Below are 24,371 nucleotides of genomic sequence, written 5' to 3'. Positions count from 1 at the left end.
CCACGCCTGACCCGCTGCTTGACCCCGACGCGGCGATCGAGAGTGTTAGCCGGCCTTGTGCGCCGTCAGCAGAAAGGCCGGCAACTTCATCCGGCCCTTCTCGTCGCGGTCGTGCGGCGGAAATTCGGGCCAGCGGTCTCCGGCTGGGGGGATGTTCGCGTGGATGAAGGCGGGCCGGATGTCGTCGATCTCCCAGTACTTGCTCACCGCGGCGCGCAACTCGTCCTGCTCGACCTCGTTCGGCTTGGGCTCCATCTCGGCGGGGAGGGCGCCCTTGGCGAACACCAGCACGAAATAGCTGGCACCCGGCGCCGCGGCCCGGTGGATCGAGCGCAGGTAGCCGTCGCGACCCTCGACGGGCAGCGAGTGGAACAGCGTGCTGTCGGCAATCGTGTTGAATCGCCCTTCCGAACCGGGTGGGTAGCCGGTGAAGGACGTGATGTCGGCCTGCACGAAGTTAGCCGTGGTCAGGCCGCGCTCTTCGGCCGCCTTGGTAGCCGCAGCGACGGCGGTCGGAGTGATGTCGATGCCGACGACGGTGACGCCCCGCGCTGCTAGTGCCAGCGACAGTTCGGCCACCCCGCATCCGGCGTCGAGCACGTCGCCGCGAAACTTGCCGGCGGCGATCAGCGCCGCCAACTCCGGTTGCGGCTCACCGATGTTCCACGGCGGCGGGCCCTCGAATTCGCCCTGCTCGCGGTAAGCGCTGTCCCAGTCCATGATTTCGGATGACATGTTTCCCCTTAGGTCCGGTTGTCGATTACGTGCCGGTATCGGAGTAGTGGCGCAACATCTCGGCCGGTGCCGCGGGTCGGCTCAGGCAGTACGGCGGGGGGCGGCCTTGTGAGATGCGCTTGGCCAGCCTTCGTGATTGCCTGGCTACGTAGCCAATGAGCGCGGGGCGGCTCAGCAGGCCATGGAAATACAGGCCGTCGGCGGCAGCTAACGGCGCCAGCATGACCGGTACGCGGTCAGCTGTGAGCACCCCCAAGTGTCCGACCAACCGATGCAGCCCCGGCCGATACCCAGTCGCGCAGATCATCACGTCGGGCTCGATCCGGGTACCGTCGGCCAGCGCCACCGTGGCACCCTCGAGCGAACTGACCGCTCCGACCACCTCGACGGACCCGTCGCGGACTGCGTCGACAACCTCGGGGTCGACAACTGTTGGCGCGGCGTGCAGCCGGTGGGCTTTCGCGAAGGGGCCCTCATCGGGAACGGGCAGGCCGACTGCTTCGAGATTGCCGAATGCGCGGCGGCGCGCGCGGGCGGCGATTCGGTCGGCTATCCGCGGGGGCAGGTGGAACAAGGGTATGGATATCACGTCGTTGGGCAGTCCCCCGGGTCCTTTGCGCGGCAGGATGTTTGGTGGAGTTCGCACTGAGAGCCAAACTTTGGTCGCTGCGCCTGTGGTCAGGTCGTGGGCGATTTCCATGCCCGACGATCCGGAGCCGACGACCAGCACGCGCTTGTGAGCGTACGGCGCCGGATCTCGATACCGAGTTGAATGCAGTAGCTCACCGCTGAAGATGCCCGGCCAGTCGGGGATGAATGGCGTGTGCTCGTAACCCGTTGCGACCACGACGACTCGGGCGTCGAGGTCGCCGTTCGACGTCGTCAACCGCCATCCCAGGGAATGTTCGTCGATGCGCTCAACCGCGGTATTCAGGTGTAGTTCGATGCCATCCTCGTGCGCATGGGTGTCCAGGTGCTCGACGATTTGGTCACGAGTCGGATAGAGCGGAGTGCCTTTCGGGTACCGCCGCCCGGGTAGATGGGAGAACTGTCGACCGGTGTTGAGTCTGAGCCGGTCATACCGCCCGCGCCAAGACGCCGCCACTGCATCGGCCCGATCGATGAGCAATGATCGAATTCGTTTGTCTTTCAGGCTCAATGCCGCAGAAATCCCGGCTGGGCCCGCACCGATAATCACAACTGACCGGTTAGGCATCCGTTGTCACTCCCGCTCCGGCGCAACAGCTGGCGATACCGTAAGCGGCGCGTTGTGTCTGTCCACGCCGATGACGTTAAAAAGCCACGGGACAAGCTGTGAAACCTCTGCCCACTGAGTGGGTTTTCTGCTGTAACGTGTCCTCGGCTCGGCCCTCTGACCTGCGAATATTGCAAACAAGGCCGGCTGTGCGGCAAGCGGGCCTCGACACCATGCCGACGACTGCATGAAACTTTGGGTGGCGGCGTGCGAGCGTAGAAGTAATCCCGGAGGGTCGAAGGTTATGAGACCTGCAACCTATGTCATTGCCTCCACGCCTCGTTCGGGTAGTTCGCTCCTCGCCGGTGGCCTCGTCGCGACTGGAGTTGCCGGGCGGCCCGAAGAGTACTTCACGCCCGACCACATCGGGTCCTACAAGGAGGACTTGAAACTGCCGGCGAATTGCTCGTGGACCGAATATCTGGCGAAGGTCATGGCGTTCGCGGCGACGGAGAACGGTATTCGGGGTATGAAAATTCATTGGCGGCATGTCGTTTCGCTCGCGCAAGCACTGGGTTTTCGTGGCGATCCGGGAAATGTTCTCGAGATGCTTTTTCCGGCAGCAGTTTTCGTCAATATCGTCCGTGCCGATCGGCGCGCGCAGGCCATATCGCTGTTTCGTGCCGAAGCGACCGGCGAGTGGTTCCGGTCTACCGGCTCGTCGAGGAAGGTGCGCCCCTGGGGGCTCTACCTGGACCGCCCCACACCGGGCCGGCCGGCGGCCGATCTCACCGGCGTGGCACCGACGTACGAGCAGATCACCGAGATGGAACGGACCCTGGACGCCGAACAAGCGGCTTGGACCAACTACTTCACCACTCGGCGTCGTGAGGTCCTGACGGTTCGGTATGAAGATCTCGACAAGAACTATCGCGGTGAGATTGCGCGAGTCCTGCGATTCCTCGGCGCCGATCCCGTGCACGCCGCCGCTTTGCCCGAACCGCCGCTCGAGCGTCAGTCCGACCACGTCAACGAACGCTGGCGGCGACTGATTGACCAAGAGCACCGCCATAAGTCGACGCCCGGATTTTGCAGGCCTTGACGCGGCAGGGCGGCGGTGGAAGAACTGGCGGTGTGACTCGCATCGTCGACTCGGACCAGCATCTCTACGAGAGTCGGTCGCTGTGGGCCGACCATATCGACCCGGATGCGCGCGACGACGCCTTGAGCCTGGTCGACGATGAACTCGGTTACACCTGGCTCGACTGGCGCGGCGCTCACCTCGCCCTCGCCGACGTCCACCTTCCCGGCAACACCGCATCCTGCGGGGCGCACCGCAACCGTCAACGGGCCGGGAAGCCCCCCTCCTATCGGTACGACGACGCGTTACCTGCCTCCTACTGGCAGCCCGCGGCCCGGCTTCGCTGGCTCGACGCGGCGGGACTCGACGAGGCGGTCCTGTTCCCCAATTTCGGCCTGCTCTGGGAGCGCCGCCTGTCGCCGACGCTTCCGGCGATGACCGCCAACATGGCGGCATGGAACCGGTGGTGCGCGGTCGTGCAGGCCGAAGGCGATGGACGATTGCATCCCGTCGCGCATCTGACGTTGCGCGACCCGGAATGGCTCGAGGCCGAGCTGGAGACGCTGGCGGCCGCCGGCATCACACTGGCCATGATCGGCGCCGGTCCGGTGGACGGCCGGGAGCTGTCGCATCCCGACCATGACCGGATCTGGTCCGCATTCGTCGACCACGCCGTCACGCCGGTCTTCCACGTCGCCGATCAGGTGCGGGTCTTCGACGATTGCTGGTATCAAGACGATCCGGTGCAGGATCTGGTGCCCGCCACCGAGGCCGTATTCCTGTGGGTGCCCCCGGCGCTGGCGTTGTCCGACCTGATCCTGCACGGCGTGTTCGACCGTCACCCAGGTTTACGGTTCGGCGTGGTCGAGCTCAGCTCCGCCTGGGTGCCGCAATTTCTGATGCTGTTGGACGGTGCGTCCGCGTTCACCGCCCAACTCAACGGCAAGCCGGTGGCCAAACTGTCCCGGCGACCCAGCGAGTACTTCGTCGACCACGTCCGGGTGTCCTCCTTCTCATACGAGAACCCCAAGCAGCTGGCCCAGATGGCCGGCGACGTGTTCATGTTCTGCAGCGACTACCCGCACTCCGAGGGGACAGCGACGCCGCTCGACGACTATCGGCGGATGGGCTGCGACGGGCTGGAAATGCCCGGCCTCTTTCACGCCAACGTCGACTCGTTGCTCAACCGATAGAGCGGCTGAGCTGTGTCTCGCGCGTGACCTCGCCGCGACGGTGACGAAGCACGCTCGTCATGATGACGGTGCTCGCGGCAATCGCCGCCCTCGCGATGGCAGCATGCGTCGGCTACTATTTCGGCCGGCGCGTGGGCTCGACGCCGTCAACCTGGCGGAAGCGAACGAGTCGGATCGCGCTGGGGAGGCTGGCAATCAGCCTGCTCCTGTTGATGACCGCACGCCGCATCGGCCAGAGCTTCGGGGCTAAGCGCATGCCGCCGGGCGTCGCGGCCCTATTGAGGCGCTAGGACAAGGACTCTCATGTCGGCACTGCGGGGCAAGGTCGCACTGGTCACCGGCGCGTCGTCGGGCCTGGGCGCCGAAACGGCCCGGCTGTTATCCCGCCAGGGCGCAACGGTTTTCGGCATCGGTCGCGATACCGGGCGCTTGGCCGAGGTATTCGCCGATGTGGAACGGGGTTCGTACGCATCGGTGGATGTCGCTGTGGCGCAGGCTTGTCGGGATGCGGTGGATCAATGCGTTCGCGAGTTCGGCGGACTGGACGTCCTCGTCAACATCGCCGGCAAGCACCAGATGCGTAGAACCGAGTCGATGACCGACGACGACTGGGCACAAGATCTCGGCGTCAACCTGAACGGGCCGTATTACCTGTGCAGGGCGGCGCTACCCCGTCTGCTGGAGCGGGGCGGCAACATCGTCAACGTCAGCTCGATCGCCGGTGTCGAAGGCCAGGCGTATTCGGCCGGCTACTGCGCCGCCAAGCATGGACTGATCGGGCTGACTCGCGCGTTGGCGGTGGAGTACACCGCGGATCGCCTGAGGGTCAACGCCGTGTGTCCGGGCGGCATGCTCACGCCGCAAATTGAACAGTTCAGCGCGCCGGACAACCCGAACTACGACCTGATCATGCGCACCGCCTCGCCGCGCGGGATGATGCAGCCCCTCGACGTCGCGAACGTGATCGCCTTCCTCGCGAGCGACGCCGCCGTCGCCGTCCACGGCGCCGTCTACCGGGTCGACAACGGCAAGGGTGCCGGCTAGCACGGCGGCGTAGCCTGCTGTGAATGACCACCGAGCTGCAAACCACCGTCGATGAAATCGCCGACGGTATCTTCCGGTTTTCCACGTGGGTACCGGGCATCACCGAACACGGCTTCACGTTCAACCAGTTCCTGCTGACCGCGGAGCAGCCGTTTCTGTTCCACTGCGGGATGCGGCAGCTCTTTCCGCTGGTGTCCGCGGCCATCGCCAAGGTGATACCGCTGGAACGCCTGCGCTGGATTTCGTTCGCCCACATCGAGGCCGACGAGTGCGGGGCGATGAACGCGCTGCTGGCCGCGGCGCCGCAGGCCGAGGTCATTCACGGGCCGCTGGCATGCATGCTCTCGCTCAACGACATGTGCGACAGGCCACCGGTAGTCGCAGGCGACGTGCACGATATCGGCGGTCATCGACTGCGATTCATCCCCACCCCACACGTGCCGCACAACTGGGAGAGCGGGCTTTGGTTCGACGAGACAAGCTCCACGCTATTGGCCGGAGATCTGCTCACCCACACCGGTCAGTGCCCCGCGCTCACCGAATCCGACTGCATCGCACCGGCTTTAGAGGCTGAGGCGGCCTTCCGCGCCACCGCGCTGACCCCCAACCTTGGACCCACGCTCGAGCAGCTGGCGCAGTTGCGGCCCACGACCCTGGCGCTGATGCACGGCGCCTCCTTCGCCGGCGACGGCGCCGCGCAGTTGCGCGGCCTGGCCGACGGATATGCGGGGATGGCCGGTTGATCTCGACGTCGAGATTGCCGTGAGGGCTGTGATTGAGCCTTGGGTCACGACCATGGCGGCAATCTCGGCGTGGCGCCGTTGATCGCAAGCAACCCGGGTTTGGCATTGGACGTCGACCTCGCCACTCGGGCGACGACAACGGTTGCGTCCCCAAGAATCGGCATGCCGAGATGGTAGACCTGCGATCCCGGTATTCGCTGCGACTGCCCAATGGCGCAGAATCTGCATCGTGGACCGGCCCGCGAGCGCGCCACATCAGCTGCCATTGGCGGCGGCGGGCGCGCGCTGGCTGATCGCCGCCGCCGTCCTCGGTTCGGGAATCGCGTTGCTGGACGGCACTGTCGTCAACGTCGCGCTGCCGGCCATCGGGCGCGAGATGGGCGCGGGCTTGGCCGGTCAACAGTGGGTCCTCGACGGCTACCTGCTGACATTGAGTGCGTTGCTGCTGGCGGGTGGCGCCGCCGGAGATCGTTACGGCCGTCGCCGAATCTTCGTTGCGGGACTGGTCGTTTTCACCGCCGCCTCACTCGGGTGTGGCGTCGCACCGACCATCGGCTGGCTGATCGGCGCCCGGCTGGTTCAGGGGGTCGGTGCCGCGGCGCTGGTTCCCGGGAGCCTCGCGTTGATCGATGCCGGAATCACCGACGAGGACCGCGGCCGTGCGGTGGGAATCTGGGCGGGGATGTCCGGAGTGACCACGGCGCTCGGCCCTTTGATCGGCGGCTGGCTGGTGGATACGGCCTCATGGCGCTGGGTGTTCTTTTTGAATGTTCCGCTCGCGGTGGCTGTGGGGTGGATCGCCAGCCGACACGTCACTGAATCCCGCGATCCAACCGTGCGGGGCCGCCCTGACATCCTCGGGACCGCCGCAATCACGGTGGGCCTGGCCGGAGTGATCTACGCGCTCATCGAGTTTCCTTCTCGCGGTTGGACATTGGCGAACCTGACCGCCTGCGCGGTCGGTGCCTTGGCGTTGGCCGCTTTCCCGCTGATCGAAGCGCGTGCACAGTCGCCGCTGTTGCCTCCAACCCTGTTTCGTTCCCGGCAATTCACCGGCGCCAACCTCACCACCCTGGCCGTCTACACGGCGGTCGGCGGCGCCCTGTTCCTGCTGGCCCTGCAGCTGCAACAAAGCTTGCACTACTCTGCGCTCGCCGCCGGCCTGTCGATGTTGCCGCTGACGATCATCATGCTGATCGGCTCCCCGTGGGCAGGCGCGCTCGCGCAGCGCACCGGGCCACGGCTGCCCATGACGGTCGGCCCACTGATCGCCGCCGCCGGCCTGGCGCTGATGACTCGAATCGTGCCCGGGACAACGTATCTGGCCGCGGTGCTGCCCGCTGTGGTCGTGTTCGGCGTCGGACTGGCCATCACCGTTGCGCCGCTTACCGCAGCCGTTCTTTCGGCCGTACCCGACGGCTATGCGGGGACCGCGTCGGGCGTCAACAATGCCATTGCGCGTGTCGCCGGACTGATCGCGATCGCCGTCCTCCCGGTCGCGGCCGGAATTCGAGCGGGCCCCGGCCAGCCGCTCGGCGCCGGCTTCGCGCTCGCGATGGCCATCACCGCGGCCGTCTGCGTAGTCGGCGCAATCACCTCGTTCCTGACCATCCGCACCGGCGCCGACATCACACAACAGGTGCTGCCGGGAATCAACCACGCCTGCCAGCAGCCCTGCACCAGACGCCCCACGAGCGCGCGCGACGCGGCATAGTCCGGGCAATGGCGGTAACGGAACCCACGAACCACGACCGTAACGTCTGTCGTATGACGAGAAATCTCAACTATCGCCTCGCCCGCCACGCGCCGGCGGTGCTTAGCCTGTTTCGGTTGGTCTACGGCCTGCTCTTCGCCGGGTACGGCTCGATGATCCTGTTCGGTTGGCCCGTTCGTCCGGCGTGGCCGGTCCAGGTGGGGGCCTGGCCCGCCTGGTATGCCGGCTTGATCGAACTCGTGGCGGGGCTGCTGGTTGCGGCCGGATTGTTCACCCGCGCCGCGGCATTCATTGCCTCGGGCGAAATGGCGGTCGCGTATTTCTGGATGCATCAGCCGCGCTCGCTCTGGCCGATCGGAGATCCCCCGGCGGGCAATGGTGGAACGTTGGCGATTCTCTTCTGCTTCGGTTTCTTCCTGCTGGTCTTCATGGGCGGGGGGAGCCATTCAATCGATGCGCGGCGCGGCAATCCGCGGCGCTGATCTCACTCGCCCCAGCGGCCGTGCGACGCCATGACCTCTACGAGGGCTGGGTTTCCCGACTGGCGTTCACGCAGCAGCTCGCCCGGCATCGAATAGGGTGGCGCCGCCTCGGGGCTGCGTTGCGCGTGCGCGACGATCGCGTCCACCAGCGTGCGCGCCATGGACAGCCGCGGGTAACGGGCGTGGATCGCCGCGGCCGTCTGCTCGTCGATCGCCTCGGCATTGCGGCCGAAATCCGCGCCGATGCCGGACTGCGTCAGTGAGCAGAGCGCTCCGCGCCGATTGGCGATGCCCATCGAGGTGTGTAGGGCGATGGCCTCCCAGACGCCGTCCACGACCGCGCGCTCGCAGCCCTGCTCGGTCAGGAAAGCCGCCGCGAGGTCTGCTCCCTCGACCTCGAACCGCTCCTTGCCGGGTGCCGCGGTCCCGACTCCCAGGTCGTGCAGGACGCATCCCAAAAACAAGGCCTCGCTGTCATAGTCGGCGCCCGATCGCATCCCCTCGCGGGCCGCGAGCAGTTCCCCGAACAGGTAGCTGCGCACGCTGTGGTTGAACACCGACGCCGACTCGGTGGACTGCGCCAGCCGCATCGCGGCCTGCGCGACGGTGGTGTCGATCAGATCCGGAACCTGTTGCATGGGCAATTACGTTAGGCCGGCGCCTGCGACGTGGGGAGTGGCTGCAACGCCAAGCTTCCCACGATTTAGGCCATACACAAGGGTGCAGGGAACGCTTCCGCTCGGGCGGCGATAATGACATTCTCTAGTTCGGAGAAGCCATTTCCGCACGCGGGGTTCCGGAGGAGGTCGACGGTGGGCGCTGACATCGACGGGAAGGTCGCCCTGGTAACCGGAAGCAGCCGCGGGCTGGGCAAGGCGATCGCCGCGCGGCTCGCGGCCGAGGGTGCGACGGTGGCGCTGACCGCTCGCACCATGGATCCCGATCCCAAATACCAAGGGTCGCTGAGCCAGACCCGCGACGAGATCGCGGCCGCGGGCGGCCGGGCCATCGCGGTGCAGGCGGACCTGTCCCAGTCCGAGGAGCGTGAACGGCTCTTCGCCGAGGTAGTGCAAGCCGTCGGCGCACCCGACATCCTGGTCAACAACGCCGCGGTGACCTTCCTGCGGCCGCTCGACGGGTTTCCCGAGCGACGGGCCCGGCTGATGATGGAGATGCATGTGCTCGGCCCATTGCATCTGTGCCAGTTGGCGATTCCCGCGATGCGCGAGCGCGGCCGGGGCTGGATTCTGAACGTGACGTCGGTGGGTGGCGACCTGCCGCCGGGGCCGCCGTTCTCCGACTTCGACCGCGCCGCGGGCTTCGGGATATACGGCACGGCCAAGGCCGCGCTCAATCGGCTCACCAAAAGCCTTGCCGCCGAACTCTACGACGACGGCATCGCCGTCAACGCCGCCGCTCCGTCGAATCCCGTCGCGACCCCCGGGGCCGGCACCCTCGACCTGGCCAAGACCGACACCGAGGGGATCGAGCTGATCACCGAGACCGCCTTTCGGTTGTGCACGGGCGATCCGAAGACCATGACCGGTCGCATCGCGCACACCCAGCCGTTTCTGGCCGAAGTGGGCTGGCTGAAATCGGCGGGCTGAATGGCCGCTGAGCTCGACCTCGACGAGCTGCGGCGGCGGCTCGCCGGCGCGGGTGTCACCGGAGTCGAGTCACTGCCCGGGGGAGCGTCCAGCCTTACGTTTCGGGGCGTGCGCGATGGCCGGGCGGTGGTGATCAAGGTCGCTCCGCCCGGCGTCGAGCCGGTCGCGCACCGCGACGTGCTGCGCCAGGCCCGCATCATCAAAGCGCTTGCCGTGACGGGGGTTCCGGTTCCCGAGGTCCTGTGGGAGGACGCCGGAAAACCGCCCCTGTTCGTTATGTCTCATGTGGAAGGCGACTGTGTGGAGCCGTTGTTCGACGGTTGCCCATCGACCCCTGACCTCGCCGAGCGTTACCGCAACGCGTGCCGGGTGATGGCCGCCCTGCACCGCGTGTCGCCGAGCGACTTGGATTTCGGCACTGAACCGGTCATCGATCCGGTCGCGGAAGTCCGGCGCTGGTGCGACACGCTGCGAACCGTCGATGCCGCCCTGGTGCCCGGCTGGCAAGGTGTGCGCGACGCATTGTTGGGTTGCGCGCCAACGGGTTTGGCGCCGAGTGTGGTGCACGGTGACTTCCGGCTGGGCAACCTGCTCGCGGTCGGAGCGCGCGTCAACGCGGTGATCGACTGGGAGATCTGGTCGATCGGCGACCCGCGCGTCGACGCGGGCTGGTTCCTGATCAACTGTGATCCTGATACCTACCAACGCGTTCCGGATTCGGCGGGTCTGGCACCGCCGGTCGCTGAACTCGCGGAAATTTATCGAGGCGAACTCGGCTGCCCGGTGCCCGATTTGCCCTGGTTCGTCGCACTAGCGTGCTTCAAGTCAGTGGCGACGTGGTCGCTCATCGTCAAGCACAACCGCCGAAGGCGGTCTCCGCGAGCCGAATTGGAAGCCATGGCGGCCACGCTGCCGCGGCTGCTGGAGCGCGCGCACTCAATGCTGGACTAGTGGCACCGCACGAACGGGTTTTCACAGTACATTCCGACGCCACCCCAGTTCCGTTCCGAATCGCCTTCGTCTTGCGTAGGCGCTCGCAGTGCCGGGACTGCCCCCGATATCAATTGGTTGATGACGATGTTGGCTCCCCCGGACCCATCAGTTTGCGGGTCCGCGTTGGCCAGACCGGTGGCGCCGAAGAAGTTCGCGACACACACCCCGCCGGCAAACAATCCGGCCGTGCACGCGCGAAATTTCATGCCGCCCTCTCCGATCGTCTGCCGCGAACTAATGGTGAATAGAGACACCATTTTAACCCCCGGCGAACGAGGCGGATACAGAATTTCCCCCGTTCTTGCGCGGCAAGATCGCAGGTCAATTACGAACGTGCAACAGCTTTGATTGGCTGGCCAGCAAATTTCGCGACTCGCATCTCGCGCTGCGTACGGTGTCGCGCGTGAGGCCGATCGCTGTGGTTATGCACCGCGTTGCGGTTGTCGCCGTCTGCTTCGTCATCTCGGTGGCCACGGCGCCCCCGGGAACTGCGGATCCCGAAGTCGAGCCCGCCGCCGCCGAGGCGGCCCCGCCGGCCGACGGCCAGGTACCCTCGGCCGATCCGGCAGCCCTGGACACTCCCGATGGCTGGACGTTGACCCTCGGGGCGAGGGACGAGTCGCAAGTTCCCGTCGCGCCGTTGACGACGGCGGTCTCGTCTCGCGAATACCTCGCCAGCGGGACATTCGTTGCTTCGCTCAAAGGACCGGAACCGCCTCGAGGCGTCCTCGAGGTGGGTTACGAGATCGGCTGCGGAATCGACATGAGCACGTCCAACGGCGTCACGATGGCGGGTAGCGCCGGCGTCAGCCCGGGCCTCGCCTTTACCGGAATATTCACCGGTGTGCCCGGTGTCGTGCCGTTGGTGACCACGCCGATGAACGGCGTGCTCAGCGTGGGGCTCAAGCCCGGCGTCATCATCGTGGTTCCGGTGGTCAAGAAACAGTTCAAGGGTTCCGATCCCTGGGTCATGATCAGCAACTTCCACGTCAAGATCGACGGATGCGTGGGTCAGTCGTTCATCCGCTCCTACGCGACCCTGACTCGAGTGACCGATGAATCCGACGTGGTGCTGTCCTACGTCGGCGTCACGAAAGCCGTTTGAAAGCCGCCTAGCCGCGCGCGATCCCGGCCAGCTTGTCTGCGAACTTTGCCTCGGCGGCCGCGCGCAGCCGCAGCAGATGCTCGGAGGGGAACAGATCGGGAGCCGGCGCGCGGTCCTTCAGCAATTGGCGGGCCAGCGTCACCTTGTGCACTTCGGTCGGACCGTCGGCAAGGCCGAGCACGAACGACTCCACCAGGTATTGCACAAACGGCATCTCATGAGTGGTGCCCAACGATCCGTGTAGCTGAAGCGCCCGCGACGACACGTCGTGCAGCACCTTCTGCATCATCGCCTTGACCGCCGAGATGTCGGCGCGTACCGCCTTGTAGTCGTTGAATTGGTCGATCTTCCAAGCGGTTTGGAGCGTGAGCAGCCGAAAGGCCTCGATCTCCATCCACGAGTCGGCGACCATCTCCTGGACCAGTTGCTTGTTCGCCAACACCTCACCCTGGGTGTAGCGCGACACCGCCCGCTCACAGATCATGTCGAAGATGCGCCGGACCAGCCCCACCGTGCGCATCGCGTGGTGAATGCGTCCGCCGCCCAACCGGGTTTGTGCGACGACGAAGGCCCCGCCGCGCGGGCCGAGCATGTGATCGGCCGGCACCCGGACGTTTTCGTAACGCACGTAGCCTTCGCGCCCACCGCCGGGCGGCTGATACCCCAGTCCGACGTCGCGCATCACGTTGATGCCGGGCGTGTCGCCCGGCACGACGAACATCGAGTAGCGCTGATATGGTGGCGCCTCGGGGTCGGTCATCGCCATCACGATGATGAACGACGCCATCGACGCGAACGACGAAAACCACTTCTCTCCGTTGATGATCCAGTGATCACCATCGGGCACCGCGGTGGTGCGGAACACCTTCGGGTCCGCGCCGCCCTGCGGTTCGGTCATCGAGAAGCACGACACGATGCGGTTGTCCAGCAGCGGCTCGAGGTAGCGCGCTTTGAGCTCGGGAGTGCCGTAGTGCGCAAGGATCTCACTGTTGCCGGAATCGGGTGCCTGCGACCCGAAGACTATCGGCGCGCATTCCGACCGGCCCAGAATCTCGTTGAGCAGAGCCAGTTTCACCTGACCGTAGCCGGGACCGCCTAGATGCGGCCCCAGGTGGGTGGCCCACAGGCCGCGCTGCTTGACGATCTGCTGCAGCGGCGGGATCAGCGCCTGACGCACCGGATCGCCTAGGTCGTGAGACTCCTTGACGATCAAGTCGATCGGCTCGCACTCGCTGCGCACGAAGTCCTCGACCCATTCGAGTTGTTGCGCCCACTGGGAGTCGGTGGAGAAGTCCCACGCCATGTGTCGTCCTCTCTGCGTTGCGGCTCAGCGAGACCACTTTTCGCGGCGCTCCGCCGCCTCGTCGGTGGCATGTGCGATCACCTGGTTGCGGTTTTCCAGCTCGAGCGCCGACGACAGACCGGCCGCGTCGGTGTTCACTTGTAGCGCGCGCTTTGTCAGTTGCACACCGAGCGGGGCAAGATCCGCGATCAGCGACGCCAGCTCCAGCGCGCGGTCGGCCAACCGATCCGGCTCGACGACTTCACTGACCAGAGCGCGCCGATCGGCCTCGGCGGCCGAAACGGTGCGGCCGGTGAGCATCCAATCGGCCGCGACGCTGGTCCCGACGATGCGGGGCAGGTGATAGCTCATGCCCATCTCTGCCCCCGACAACCCGAGCAGGATGGCCCCGTTGCCGAATGATGCGGCGGCCGAACAGATCCGGATGTCGCAGGCGAGACACAACGCGAATCCCGCACCGACACAGGGGCCGTTGACCGCGGCGATGACGGGCTGCGGCAATTGGCGGATAGCTTCGGCCAACCCGGCCATGTCCTCCTGGAACCGCAAACGGTCCGCCGCCGGCGCGCCGGCCTCCGGCACGTTGGGCCCGAAGTCACGCATGTCGATTCCGGCGCAGAAGCCGCGACCGGCACCGGTCAAAACCACGGCGCGCACCGCGTTGTCGACTGCGACATCGGCCAGCGCCCGACGCAACTCGGTCTGCATGACCTCGTTGATCGCGTTGAGGCGCTCGGGTCGGTTCAGACGCACAACGGCGACGCCGTCGCGCGGACGTTCGAGTTCCAGCGTGTCGGACAGCGGAGATCCCCTTCGATCACCACCGATCGTAATGCGTCTCTCGGCTGAGGAGAATATCCCTCTCCTAGACGGCGAAGCTATTCTCCGGTGGGGGTCGTGTCCGCAAGCGCGGCTATGTCTGCGGGTGGCCGGCCCGCGCGGCGGCCCGCCGGGCGGCCTCGGTGTGCTCGGCGGCGGTCACCACCACCGCGTCGGATCCGGGGTACACCGTCGCCTCGTGGCCCGTCACCAGCCATCGCACCACGTACGGCGGCGAGCCGTCTTCAGCGCGCACCCCGATGATCTCCGCATGCTGATCATGCCGTTCCGTTGTCGTGCCCTTGACAACGAGGAAGTCGCCGACCCTGGCCTTCATCGCCCGCTCCCTTCTCTCGGGGTTGTGAGACGTGCCGACCCTTCCAATCGTGCGCGCTTTGCTCACCCAACGGAAGACGCAGCGGGCGCAATCCGAAAATGACTGCGGCAGGGGCGGGTTCAGGCGTCGAAGTTCGTGCCCGCCGTGACGGGCTCCCATTTCGCGATCTCGTCCGCGCGCGCGTCGGCGACATAGCGATACAGGCCCAAGGCGTCGGGCCCCAGCAGCAGGAACCCCGGGGGCTCGTCCGACTCGACCGCAGCGATGATCGCCGAGGCGGCCTTGGCGGGGTCGCCGGCCTGGTTGCCGTCCATCGTGTCGTTTTCCTTGCGGCGCTGCCCCGCGGTGCCGGCGTAGTCGTCGATGACGGTGGCCGACTGCACGAGCGAGCGTCCCGCGAAGTCGGTTCGGAATGCCCCGGGCTCAACGACGGTCACCGAAATGCCCAGGGGTGCGAGTTCGCCCCGAAGCGAGCCGCTCATGCCCTCGATGGCGGCCTTGGCGGCCGAGTAGTAGCCGGATCCCACCGGATTCACGGTGGCGCCGATGGAGGAAATGTTTACGATCGCGCCGCTGCGGCGGGCCCGCATGCCGGGTAACACGGCCTTGATCATCGCGACGGTGCCGAAAAAGTGCGTCTCGAACAGGGCGCGGACTTCGGCGTCGTCGCCTTCCTCGACCGCGGCGCGATAGCCGTAGCCCGCGTTGTTGACCAGAACGTCGACGCCACCGAACCTCTCGTCGGCCTGCGCAACGGCGGAGGCGACCTGATCGGGCTTGGTGACGTCGAGCGCGACCGGGAGCACGCGCTGCGTCGCGGGGTCTTCCAGGTCGGCGACCTTCGCGACGTCGCGGGCGGTGACGACGGCGTTGTGGCCGGCGGCGATGACGGCTTCGGCGAGCGCGCGGCCGAGTCCCGTCGAGCAGCCGGTGATGAGCCAGGTGGACATGAGAACGCCTCCGTATCAGTCGAGGCACAACGCACACCGGCAGGGCCTGGACGCCATATGCTTGGTCTCGATTTGTCGGGAAGATGCTAACTATGCCGCACGGGTTTCCCAAGCAGCGGCGGCCCTGATGACGTGCGGGTCGTGCGGCACGGAGTTGCGCCCCAACGCGAAATTCTGTGATCAGTGCGGCAAGCCCACGACGGCGGTTGGCGAGGTCGCCGAGTACAAACAAGTGACGGTGCTGTTCGCCGATGTCGTGCACTCGATGGACATCGCCGCGGCGGTGGACACCGAGCGATTGCGCGACATCATGTCCGAGTTGTTGCGGCGGTCAACCGATGTGGTGCGCCGGCACGGCGGCATCGTTGACAAATTCACCGGCGATGGGGTGATGGCACTGTTCGGCGCGCCCGTCGCATTGGAGGACCATGCCGTCCGTGCGTGCCTGGCCGCCTTGGACATTCAGCGGGAGGCCGACAAGCTTGCCGAGGAAGTCAAACGGCGAGATGCGCTCGCGCTGAGCCTGCGGGTCGGCCTGAATTCGGGGCGTGTCATCGCCGGCGCCGTCGGCACGGCGCCATGGAGTTACACCGCGGTCGGCGAGCAGGTGGGGATGGCGCAACGGATGGAGTCGGTGGCACCGCCCGGGGGAGTGATGCTCAGCCAGTCCACCGCCAGGCTGGTCGACCATTGCGCGACCCTGGGTGAGCCCGAATTGGTTCGGATCAAAGGACGCGAAAACCCCGTCGCCGCGCGGCAACTCCTTGCGATCGGCCCCCGGCGGACCGACCGCGTCGAGGCGGCCCTGGTGGGCCGGCGCCGGGAACTGGCGGCACTGGACGGCGTTGTTCAGCAAGCGATTCAGGGACGCGGCGGTGTGGTGAGGCTGGTGGGGGCGGCCGGCATAGGCAAGAGTCGTCTGGCCCACGAGGTCGCGGCCAGCGCGGCTTCGCGAGATGTAGAAGTGGTCTCGGTGGCCGCCGAATTGCACGACGGCGAAAAGCCGTTCACGGTGGTGACGCGGCTGCTGCGGTCGGTCATCGGCATTCGTGATCAGGACCCACAATCCGCCCGAGAGACGATGCGGGCACGGACCTTTGACGTCGACGAGCAGGACCTATTGCTGCTCGACGAGCTGTTCGGAATCGGCGATCCGCTCGTGGCCGCGCCGGCACTGGATCCCGATGCACGGCGGCGACGGCTGACGGCGCTCATCGCGCGCGTGGTGCGCCAGCGCGCGCAACCTACCCTGTACATCGTCGAGCGTGCGGGCTGGAGCGACGCGGTCAGCCAGTCGATGCTGGCGGACCTTGCGACCGTGATCCCCCAAACCTGTTCAGTGCTGCTCATCACCCACCGCCCCGAGTACGGCGGTGCACTGACAAGGATCGCGGGCGCACCCTCGATTGTCCTTGATCCCCTGGATGATTCCGATTCTGCGGCATTGGTCGCCGAGCTGCTCGGCATGGACCCGTCGGTGGCGGACGTGGCGGCGATGATCATCGCGCGAGCGTGCGGCAACCCGTTCTTCGCCGAGGAGATCGTGCGTGACCTCCGCGACCGCGGCGTGCTGGCGGGGCAGCCCGGAGCCTACGCGTGCACCACCGCGGTTACCGACATCAACGTTCCCGCCACCGTGCAGGCCGCGATCGCGGCGCGCATCGACCGCTTGCCCGCGCCGGCGAAGCGAGCGCTTGGTGCCGCGGCGGTGATCGGGGACCGCTTCAGTGCCGATCTCTTGACGAGCCTGAGCATCGAGCCCGCGCTCGAGCCGCTGCTCGACGCGGACTTCATCGATCAAATGACCACGCGCCGCACACATCTCGCGCTGCTGGGACTCGACCAATCTCAGGAGTACGCCTTCCGCCAGCGCCTGATTCGTGTGGTGGCTTATGAATCAATGCTCAGGTCGACCCGTGTCGAGCTGCATCGGCGGCTGGCCGCGGTCATCCAAGCGGGCGGGCCGGGCGTCGAAGTAAATGCGGAGCGGGTGGCCGAACATCTGGAAGCCGCGGGCGACCTGCGCGAGGCCTATCCCTGGCACATGCGCGCCGGCGCGATGGCCACCAAGCGCGATATCGGTGCCGCCCGGCTCAGCTGGCAACGCGCCCGTCACGTCGCCGACCGGTTGCCATCGGACGAGGTCGGGGTGATGCGAATGCGCATCGCGCCCCGCGCCAGCCTCTGCGCCACCGCCTGGATGGCCGGAGGGTCTGTCGCCGGAGCCGGCTTCGACGAGTTGGCCGAACTGTGTGCCGAAGCCGGGGACAAGGTGTCGCTCGCCGTCGGCTTGGGCGGGCAGGTCATGGCGCGGACGTTTCACAACGAAATCAGGGAGGCGTCGCGGCTGGCGACCGAGTACATCGGTCTGCTCGAATCGATCGGCGACCCGACGATGATGATCGGCGCGTCCCATCCGGCGGTGGTCGCGAAATGTGAAGCCGGCGAGATGGCTGAGGCACTGCGGCTCTGCCAGCGGGTGATCGAGCTGGCGGCCGGTGATGCCGCCCGCGGCAACGTTTTAGTCGGATCGCCGCTGGCTATGGCCAAGGCGATGAGCGGTTTCATCAAGTGCTGTATGGGGATGGCCGGTTGGCGGCAGGATGCCGATGAGGCGATGGCCCTCGCCCGCGGATCCGATGCGATCACCGAGGTCACGGTGACGATGTACAAATACGCCCCGGTGATGTTCGGCGCGATCATGCTGGACGGCGACGCCCTTCGCGATACCGCCGCGGCCCTGCACAACGCCGAGCGTTCCGGCAATGACTTCTCCGTGGGCTTCGCTCGGTTCACCCGCGGCCTGGCGCTCATCCATCACGAAAACGCTGACAGCGCACGCGGATTCGACATGCTGGCCGACGTCCGCGAGTCGAGCGCCCAAGAACGGCTCAGCATGACGATACTGCCACCGGTCGACGCCTACCTCGCCCGCGCGAAGGCCGACGCCGGCGATCTCGATGGGGCGATCGAGCTGTCCCGCGGTGCGGTCGACGGCATGTACACGACCGGTGGGACGCTCCACCTGGGCATGGCCGTCGAGGTGATGTCCGAACTCCTGCTGCGCCGCGGCGGAGCCGACGATCTGGCCGAGGTCGGCGCCGCGATCGAGCGGTTGTCTGTGGTGCCGGCCGACCCCGACTTCGTGCTGCACGAACGTTCGCTGCGACGGCTGCGGGCACTTACCTAGCGGGCGTTCGCCGTTACGGCCGCGGCGCGGGGAGGGCGTCCCACTGCCGCTGCACCTTGCGTTCGCTGGGCGTGGGCATCAGACCCGACGGCGCGAACAACTTCGACGGTAACGGGTCGTCCTCGGTCAACGGTCTGCCGCCACCTCGAATTGCGTTGAGCGCAACGATGATTCCGGCGATGAGCACGATGACCACAACCAACGCGAAGAGGATCGACAGGGTGCCCTGGATGAACGTGTTCCGAATGACCTCGTCGAGCTGATGGGCGTTTTTTGCCGAACCGAACGCCGTCTTGCCCGCATTCTTCGCCGCCAAGTACTGCGTGTGCTGAGTCCAGTAGCCGACCGCGGGATCCCCGGAGAAGATCTTCTGCCACGACGCGGTCAACGTGACGGCCAGGTCCCACAGCAGCGGCACTCCCGGGATCCACGCCCACCTCAGTAGGCCCTTCTTGATGACGACCACGGTGACGACGGTCAGCGCGATCGCCGCGAGGAGCTGGTTCGCGATGCCGAACAGGGGGAACAACGTGTTGATTCCGCCCAGCGGGTCGGTCACGCCCATCAGCAGGATGCTGCCCCACGCGGCGACCACGGCGAGGCGGCAGACCCATACACCTGGGCGCCAACTCGGGTTTCGCAGTTTGGCCAGCGGGCCGCCGAAGTTTCCGAGCGTGTCGGAGAGCATGAACCGGTTTACCCTGGTCCCGGCATCGAGGGTGGTCAGGATGAACAGCGCCTCGAACATGATCGCGAAGTGGTACCAGAAGGACTTGAGAGCGGCGCCGCCGAACACCCGCTGCAGCACGTCGGACATGCCGAGCGCCAGCGTCGGTGCTCCGCCGGTGCGCGACACGATCGTCTTCTCGCCGATGCTGGTGGCGGCCTGGCTGATTTGGTCGGCGGTGGCCGGGGCGCCCGACAACCCGAGTCCGTTGACGTAGTGGGCGGCGCTGGCCGCGGTGCCCCCGGTCTGCGCGGCCGGCGCGTTGAGGGTGAAGTACAGGTGCTGGTTGATGATTGACGCGGTGATCAGCGCCATGACGGCGACGAAGGATTCGGTGATCATGCCGCCATAGCCGATCAGCCGCATCTGGCTTTCCTTCTCCAGCATTTTCGGCGTGGTCCCAGATGAGATCAACGAGTGGAATCCGGAGAGAGCGCCGCACGCGATGGTGATGAACAGGAACGGGAACAGCGAGCCGGCGAACACCGGGCCGTTGCCCCGGGTGGCGAAGTGCGAGATTGCGGGTGCCTGCATTTCCGGCCGGGCGATGACGATTCCGATGGCGATGAGCGCGATGGCGCCGACCTTCATGAACGTCGACAGGTAGTCGCGCGGCGCGAGCAGCAACCACACCGGCAGTACCGACGCGGCGAAGCCGTAGACGATCAGGCACCAGCACAGCGTGACGGGGGACAGGGTGAACCAGGATGCGCCCCATGATGTTTCGGCGACCCAGTTGCCGGAGACCACGGCGAGCATGAGCAGCGCGAAGCCGATCAGGGATACTTCCGCAACCCGTCCGGGCCGCAGGAACCGCAGGTAGCAGCCCATGAACAGAGCGATGGGGATGGTCATGGCGATGGAGAACACCCCCCATGGGCTCTCGGCCAGTGCCTTCACCACGATCAGTGCCAGCACCGCGATCAGGATCACCATGATGACGAGGACACCGAGGAGGGCGGCGGCCCCGCCCACGACGCCGAGCTCGTCGCGGGCCATCTGGCCGAGGGAACGGCCCCGGCGCCGGGTGGAGATCCACAGCACCAAGTAGTCCTGCACGCAGCCGCCAAACACCGCGCCGATGACAATCCAGATGCTGCCCGGCAGGTAGCCCATCTGGGTTGCGAGCACCGGACCGACAAGCGGTCCGGCTCCGGCGATGGCGGCGAAATGATGGCCGAACAACACTCGCCGGTCGGTGGGCACGTAATCGGTGCCGTCGTCGAGGACCTCGGCCGGCGTGGCGTGGTCGTCGCGCGGGCGGACGATCTTCATTTCGATCAGCCGGGCATAGAACCGGAACCCGATGATGTAGGTGCAGATGGCCGCGACCACGAACCAGACCGCGTTCACCGTCTCCCCGCGGGCGTACGCGATGATCGCCCAGGCGATGGCACCGAGCACGGCGATCACCGCGAAGACGATCTTGTGCCGGACGGTGATCGGTGAGCGGTCGATGATCGCGACGGCCGGTAAGTCCTCGTCGGTGCGGATGTAGCTGACCTGGCTGTTATCGCTTTCCCGTGCTGCGATGCGCTCCGTCACGCTCAAACCCTACGACGGCCGGGGGTCTGTTGCCCGAGGAGAATCAGTACAGCGCTCGGACCGTGTCGATGGTGTCGGCTTCGGCCGGGCCCTTGTCGTCGCGGTAGCGCACGACGCGGGCGAACCGCAGCGCCAGTCCGCCCGGGTAGCGCGATGACTCTTGTAGCCCGTCGAACGCGATCTCGACGACCTGCTCGGGCCGCACCACGACGACGTGGCCGTCGGTGCCGCCGACGGCGAGCTCGGTAAACCGGGCGGTCTGCCAATCCAGCATGGCGTCGGTCATTCCCTTGAAGGTCTTGCCCAGCATGACGAAGCCGCCGGTGGCCGGATCACGCGCGCCGAGATGGACATTGGAGAGTTTTCCGCGGCGGCGCCCCGAGCCCCACTCCACGGCGAGCACCACCAGATCGAGCGTGTGTACCGGCTTGACCTTGAGCCAGCCGGCTCCGCGACGGCCCGCTTGATATGGCGCCCCCGGCGCTTTCGCCATGACGCCTTCGTGCCCGGCGGCCAGCGTCGCGTCCAGGAAGTCCGTGGCGGCCGCGGGGTCGGACGTGACGAGCCGGTCCACCCGCTGCGCGGGTGGCACCAGCGAGTCCAGGGCGGCCAGCCGGTCGGTGGTCGGGGCATCGAGCAGGTCGACGCCGTCGCGGTGCAAGATGTCGAAGAAGAACACCGAAAGTGGCTGTGCCAGTTGGGCTGCGGCCACGTCGACGGATCGGCCGAACCGTGACGCGGTGATCTGGAAGCGGTGTGGCCGGTTGTCCGGCCGCAGCGCGATCGCCTCCCCGTCGGCGATGAACTCGCTCACCGGTAGTGCCAGCGTCGCCTCGACCACCTCCGGCAGCCGGGCGGTGACGTCGTCGAGGCTTCGGGTGTAGACCGTGACTTGGTCACCGGCGCGGTGGATCTGCACGCGCGCGCCGTCCAGCTTCGCCTCGAAAATCGTTGTGCCGCCATGGCGTTCGATCGCATCGGCGACGCTGGTCGCGGTCTGCGCCAGCATCGGGCCGACCGGTTGGCCCGCCCGCAGGGTGAACGCCTCCAGTGCGACGGCCCCGCCGGTCAGACCGGCTGCCGCTACCGCGGGTAGATCCCCGCCCAGCATCGCGGCGCGCTGCACCGCGGCGGCAGGGATTCCGGCGGCGCGGGCCACGGCGTCGGCCATGATCCCGGCCAGCGCGCCCTGGCGCAGTTCGCCGCTCATGAGTCGCAGCAGAAAGGTCTGTTCGGTTTCGGTCGCGGCGGAGAACAGGCCCGCGACGAGTTCGGCGCGCCGCGCCTGGGACCCTTTGCCCGAGACGGCACCGATCTCGGAGAACGCGGCGTCGACACCGCAGACGGTCAGGGTCGGATTCGACGCGGGTGGCGGCCGCGACCGCAGCGACGCCCATCCCACGCCGATCTGGCGTTGCCGCAGCTCACCCGAGAGCCACGACACGATGATCGAGACGAGCTCGGGATCCGGCGCGGCGCGACTGAGCAGCTCGGCGATGTGGGCGACCTTGGCCAGGCGCGACGAGGTGCCGCCGACGTCCGCAGACGTCGCCGCCACGTCGAGAAGGAGCACGGTGGCCAGCTTGGCATGGCTCGGTGACAAGCCTTCGGAGCCGACACGATAGCGTGCCTAGATAACGTTACAGATTGCGTGGAATCTGACAAGCCATAAAAGGGAGGTCCGGATGGAGATCAACGGGAAGAAGGTCGTCGTCATCGGCGGCGCTTCGGGCATGGGGCGTGCCAGCGCCGAACTTCTGCACGAGCGCGGCGCGCAGGTCGCTGTGCTCGATCGTGAGGGCTCCGACGGCAAGGAGGTCGCAGAAGGCGTCGGCGGCAAGTTCTACCCGGTCGACGTCACCGACTTCGGCGGCACCGAGGAAACGCTGCAGGCCGCGGTCGACGACCTGGGTGGGCTGCACGTGGTGATCACTACCGCGGGCGGCGGCATCGCCAAGCGCACAATGACCAAGACCGGCCCCCACGACCTGGAGTCCTTCCAATCGGTGATCGATCTCAACCTCATCGCCACCTTCAACATCAGCCGGCTGGCCGCCGCGCACATGAGCAAGAACGAGCCCGAGGACGAGGAGCGGGGCGTCATCATCAACACGGCGTCCATCGCGGCCTTCGAGGGCCAGATCGGGCAGGTCGCCTACACGGCCGCCAAGGCGGGCATCGCCGGCATGTGCCTGACCATGGCGCGCGACCTTGGGTCGCTGGGCATCCGGGTGCTGGCGATCGCGCCCAGCCTGTTCGCCACGGGTTTGACCAAGGGCATTCCGGACGAATTCGCCTCGGCGCTGACCAAGGACGCGGCCTTCCCCAAGCGCCTCGGCCGGCCGATCGAGTACGCGAAGCTGGTCGCCGCGATCGTGGACAACCCGATGCTCAACGGCCAATGCCTGCGACTGGACGCAGGGCAGCGATTCGCGCCTAAGTAAGACAACCCGGCCGCAGGGGGCCGCGGCAATACAGTATCCTCTTTAGGCGGCCGCCCCGCTCCCCCTCGGAGCGGGGCAGGCAGTCAGCACGGTAGCGAGGAGGCCCCGATGGGTATCGCACTGACCGACGACCATCGCGAACTCGCCGAGGTAGCCCGCGCGTTCCTCACCTCGCAGAAGGCGCGCTGGGCGGCGCGCTCGCTGCTTGATTCGCCGGACGAACCCCGGCCCCCGTTCTGGCAGAACCTGGTGGAACTCGGCTGGCTCGGCCTGCACGTCGACGAAGAACACGGCGGCTCGGGCTACGGACTGCCCGAACTCGTGGTGGTGACTGAAGAACTCGGACGCGCGGTGGCACCGGGCCCGTTTGTGCCGACCGTGATCGCGTCGGCGGTCATCGCCAAAGACGGTAGCGCCGAGCAGAAATCGCGGCTGCTGCCCGGGCTGATCGACGGAACTCTCACCGCTGGTATCGGCGTGGACGGCCAGGTGCGGGTCAAGGACGGCACAGCCGACGGCGAGGCCGGGATCGTGTTGGGCGCCGGGCTTGCCGAGCTGTTGCTGATCGCGGCCGGCGACGACGTGCTGGTGCTGGACCGCGGCCGCGCCGGCGTGTCGGTGGACGTGCCCGACAACTTCGATCCGACCCGGCGTTCCGGGCGGGTGCGCCTGGAGAATGTGAGCATCGCCGCCGCGGACATCCTGCCGGGGGCCCGGGAATCGGCGCTGGCGCGGGCGCGGACATTGCTGGCCGCGGAGGCGGTGGGCGGGGCTTCGGACTGTGTCGACGCGGCCGTCGGCTATGCGAAGGTGCGCCAGCAATTCGGCCGCACCATCGCCACTTTCCAAGCGGTAAAGCATCATTGCGCAAACATGTTGGTGGCCGTCGAATCCGCGATCGCGGCGGTGTGGGACGCCTCGCGCGCCGCGGCGGAGGATGAGGAGCAGTTCCGTCTCGTCGCCGCGGTGGCCGCGGCGCTGTCATTCCCGGCCTACGCGCGCAACGCCGAACTCAACATCCAGGTGCATGGCGGCATCGGCTTCACCTGGGAACACGATGCGCACCTGCACCTGCGCCGGGCGCTGGTGAGTTCGGCGCTGTTCGGCGGCGACGCCCCGGCCGGCGAGGTCTTCGATCGCACCGCGGCCGGCGCTGTCCGGGAG

At 67.0% G+C, this 24,371-nt stretch carries 22 protein-coding genes; 13 read left to right on the top strand and 9 right to left on the bottom strand.

Annotated features, from left to right (window positions below; all coding sequences use genetic code 11):
• Positions 1–45 precede the first annotated feature (45 nt).
• Both A5745_RS18650 and A5745_RS18645 read right to left on the bottom strand, forming a co-directional pair.
• Complete coding sequence (locus A5745_RS18650) at positions 46–735, bottom strand: class I SAM-dependent methyltransferase (protein ID WP_076117969.1); 690 nt, start codon at positions 733–735, stop codon at positions 46–48.
• Positions 736–760: 25 nt separating this feature from the next.
• Positions 761–1,951, bottom strand: coding sequence for an NAD(P)/FAD-dependent oxidoreductase (locus tag A5745_RS18645; RefSeq protein ID WP_076117966.1), 1,191 nt, complete (start codon positions 1,949–1,951; stop codon positions 761–763).
• A gap of 226 nt (positions 1,952–2,177) precedes the next feature.
• Between A5745_RS18645 and A5745_RS18640 the strand changes: the two genes are divergently transcribed.
• The 7 genes from A5745_RS18640 to A5745_RS18610 all read left to right on the top strand — a co-directional run bounded on the left by A5745_RS18640 (position 2,178) and on the right by A5745_RS18610 (position 8,187).
• Positions 2,178–3,032 carry a Stf0 family sulfotransferase gene (locus A5745_RS18640; RefSeq protein ID WP_083662981.1) on the top strand — a complete coding sequence of 285 codons (855 nt, stop codon included), beginning with the start codon at positions 2,178–2,180 and terminating at the stop codon, positions 3,030–3,032.
• Positions 3,033–3,064: 32 nt separating this feature from the next.
• The gene (locus A5745_RS18635; protein ID WP_076117961.1) at positions 3,065–4,204 is read left to right on the top strand and encodes an amidohydrolase family protein; all 1,140 of its coding nucleotides are present in this window, start codon (positions 3,065–3,067) and stop codon (positions 4,202–4,204) included.
• Between the two features lie 62 nt (positions 4,205–4,266).
• A complete protein-coding gene (locus A5745_RS18630; protein WP_076118022.1) occupies positions 4,267–4,494 on the top strand; it encodes a hypothetical protein in 228 nt (75 codons plus the stop codon).
• Positions 4,495–4,507: 13 nt separating this feature from the next.
• A complete protein-coding gene (locus A5745_RS18625) occupies positions 4,508–5,248 on the top strand; it encodes an SDR family NAD(P)-dependent oxidoreductase (RefSeq protein ID WP_076117959.1) in 741 nt (246 codons plus the stop codon).
• Positions 5,249–5,283: 35 nt separating this feature from the next.
• Positions 5,284–5,991, top strand: a complete 708-nt coding sequence (locus tag A5745_RS18620) for an MBL fold metallo-hydrolase (RefSeq protein WP_076118020.1) — start codon at positions 5,284–5,286, stop codon at positions 5,989–5,991.
• Positions 5,992–6,220: 229 nt separating this feature from the next.
• Positions 6,221–7,705 carry an MFS transporter gene (locus A5745_RS18615; protein WP_076117956.1) on the top strand — a complete coding sequence of 495 codons (1,485 nt, stop codon included), beginning with the start codon at positions 6,221–6,223 and terminating at the stop codon, positions 7,703–7,705.
• Between the two features lie 53 nt (positions 7,706–7,758).
• The gene (locus tag A5745_RS18610; RefSeq protein ID WP_076060802.1) at positions 7,759–8,187 is read left to right on the top strand and encodes a DoxX family protein; all 429 of its coding nucleotides are present in this window, start codon (positions 7,759–7,761) and stop codon (positions 8,185–8,187) included.
• Positions 8,188–8,189: 2 nt separating this feature from the next.
• Here the strand turns inward: A5745_RS18610 and A5745_RS18605 are convergent, their stop codons facing one another.
• Positions 8,190–8,825 carry an HD domain-containing protein gene (locus A5745_RS18605; protein WP_076117954.1) on the bottom strand — a complete coding sequence of 212 codons (636 nt, stop codon included), beginning with the start codon at positions 8,823–8,825 and terminating at the stop codon, positions 8,190–8,192.
• A 174-nt stretch (positions 8,826–8,999) separates the two neighbouring features.
• Here A5745_RS18605 and A5745_RS18600 point away from each other — a divergent pair, with 174 nt between their 5' ends.
• The 3 genes from A5745_RS18600 (at position 9,000) to A5745_RS18585 (ending at position 11,892) form a co-directional block, all read left to right on the top strand.
• Positions 9,000–9,794: an SDR family NAD(P)-dependent oxidoreductase gene (locus tag A5745_RS18600; RefSeq protein ID WP_076117951.1), complete on the top strand. Its 795-nt coding sequence runs from the start codon at positions 9,000–9,002 to the stop codon at positions 9,792–9,794.
• Positions 9,795–10,745, top strand: coding sequence for a phosphotransferase family protein (locus A5745_RS18595; protein ID WP_076117949.1), 951 nt, complete (start codon positions 9,795–9,797; stop codon positions 10,743–10,745).
• A gap of 460 nt (positions 10,746–11,205) precedes the next feature.
• Positions 11,206–11,892, top strand: a complete 687-nt coding sequence (locus A5745_RS18585; RefSeq protein WP_170874471.1) for an MspA family porin — start codon at positions 11,206–11,208, stop codon at positions 11,890–11,892.
• 7 nt (positions 11,893–11,899) lie between these two features.
• Here the strand turns inward: A5745_RS18585 and A5745_RS18580 are convergent, their stop codons facing one another.
• The 4 genes from A5745_RS18580 to A5745_RS18565 form a co-directional block, all read right to left on the bottom strand.
• Complete coding sequence (locus A5745_RS18580) at positions 11,900–13,195, bottom strand: acyl-CoA dehydrogenase family protein (RefSeq protein WP_076060811.1); 1,296 nt, start codon at positions 13,193–13,195, stop codon at positions 11,900–11,902.
• 24 nt (positions 13,196–13,219) lie between these two features.
• Positions 13,220–13,996 (bottom strand): enoyl-CoA hydratase/isomerase family protein, encoded by a 777-nt coding sequence (locus A5745_RS18575; RefSeq protein WP_076117944.1) that lies wholly within the window; start codon positions 13,994–13,996, stop codon positions 13,220–13,222.
• Between the two features lie 112 nt (positions 13,997–14,108).
• Positions 14,109–14,351, bottom strand: a complete 243-nt coding sequence (locus A5745_RS18570) for a DUF1918 domain-containing protein (protein WP_076060814.1) — start codon at positions 14,349–14,351, stop codon at positions 14,109–14,111.
• Between the two features lie 119 nt (positions 14,352–14,470).
• Positions 14,471–15,301 carry an oxidoreductase gene (locus A5745_RS18565; RefSeq protein WP_076117941.1) on the bottom strand — a complete coding sequence of 277 codons (831 nt, stop codon included), beginning with the start codon at positions 15,299–15,301 and terminating at the stop codon, positions 14,471–14,473.
• Between the two features lie 127 nt (positions 15,302–15,428).
• Between A5745_RS18565 and A5745_RS18560 the strand changes: the two genes are divergently transcribed.
• On the top strand, positions 15,429–18,491 hold the full coding sequence (locus A5745_RS18560) for an adenylate/guanylate cyclase domain-containing protein (protein WP_076117938.1): 3,063 nt from the start codon (positions 15,429–15,431) through the stop codon (positions 18,489–18,491).
• A gap of 13 nt (positions 18,492–18,504) precedes the next feature.
• On the opposite strand, the gene A5745_RS18555 is transcribed toward A5745_RS18560, so the two are convergent.
• Together A5745_RS18555 and A5745_RS18550 are read right to left on the bottom strand one after the other, a co-directional pair.
• Positions 18,505–20,751, bottom strand: coding sequence for a carbon starvation CstA family protein (locus A5745_RS18555; RefSeq protein WP_371337043.1), 2,247 nt, complete (start codon positions 20,749–20,751; stop codon positions 18,505–18,507).
• Positions 20,752–20,806: 55 nt separating this feature from the next.
• Positions 20,807–22,336 (bottom strand): ATP-dependent DNA ligase, encoded by a 1,530-nt coding sequence (locus A5745_RS18550; protein WP_076118018.1) that lies wholly within the window; start codon positions 22,334–22,336, stop codon positions 20,807–20,809.
• Positions 22,337–22,448: 112 nt separating this feature from the next.
• On the opposite strand from A5745_RS18550, the gene A5745_RS18545 reads away from it, so the two are divergent.
• Entirely contained in the window at positions 22,449–23,207 is a 759-nt protein-coding gene (locus A5745_RS18545; protein ID WP_076060821.1) for an SDR family NAD(P)-dependent oxidoreductase, read from the top strand.
• A gap of 108 nt (positions 23,208–23,315) precedes the next feature.
• Positions 23,316–24,371, top strand: a 1,056-nt coding sequence (locus tag A5745_RS18540; protein WP_139329686.1) for an acyl-CoA dehydrogenase family protein, incomplete at its 3' end; no start/stop codon positions are given.

The organism is Mycobacterium sp. IS-2888 (genome assembly GCF_001954215.1).
GTDB lineage: Bacteria > Actinomycetota > Actinomycetes > Mycobacteriales > Mycobacteriaceae > Mycobacterium.
This window is presented reverse-complemented; position numbering and strand designations above follow the sequence as displayed.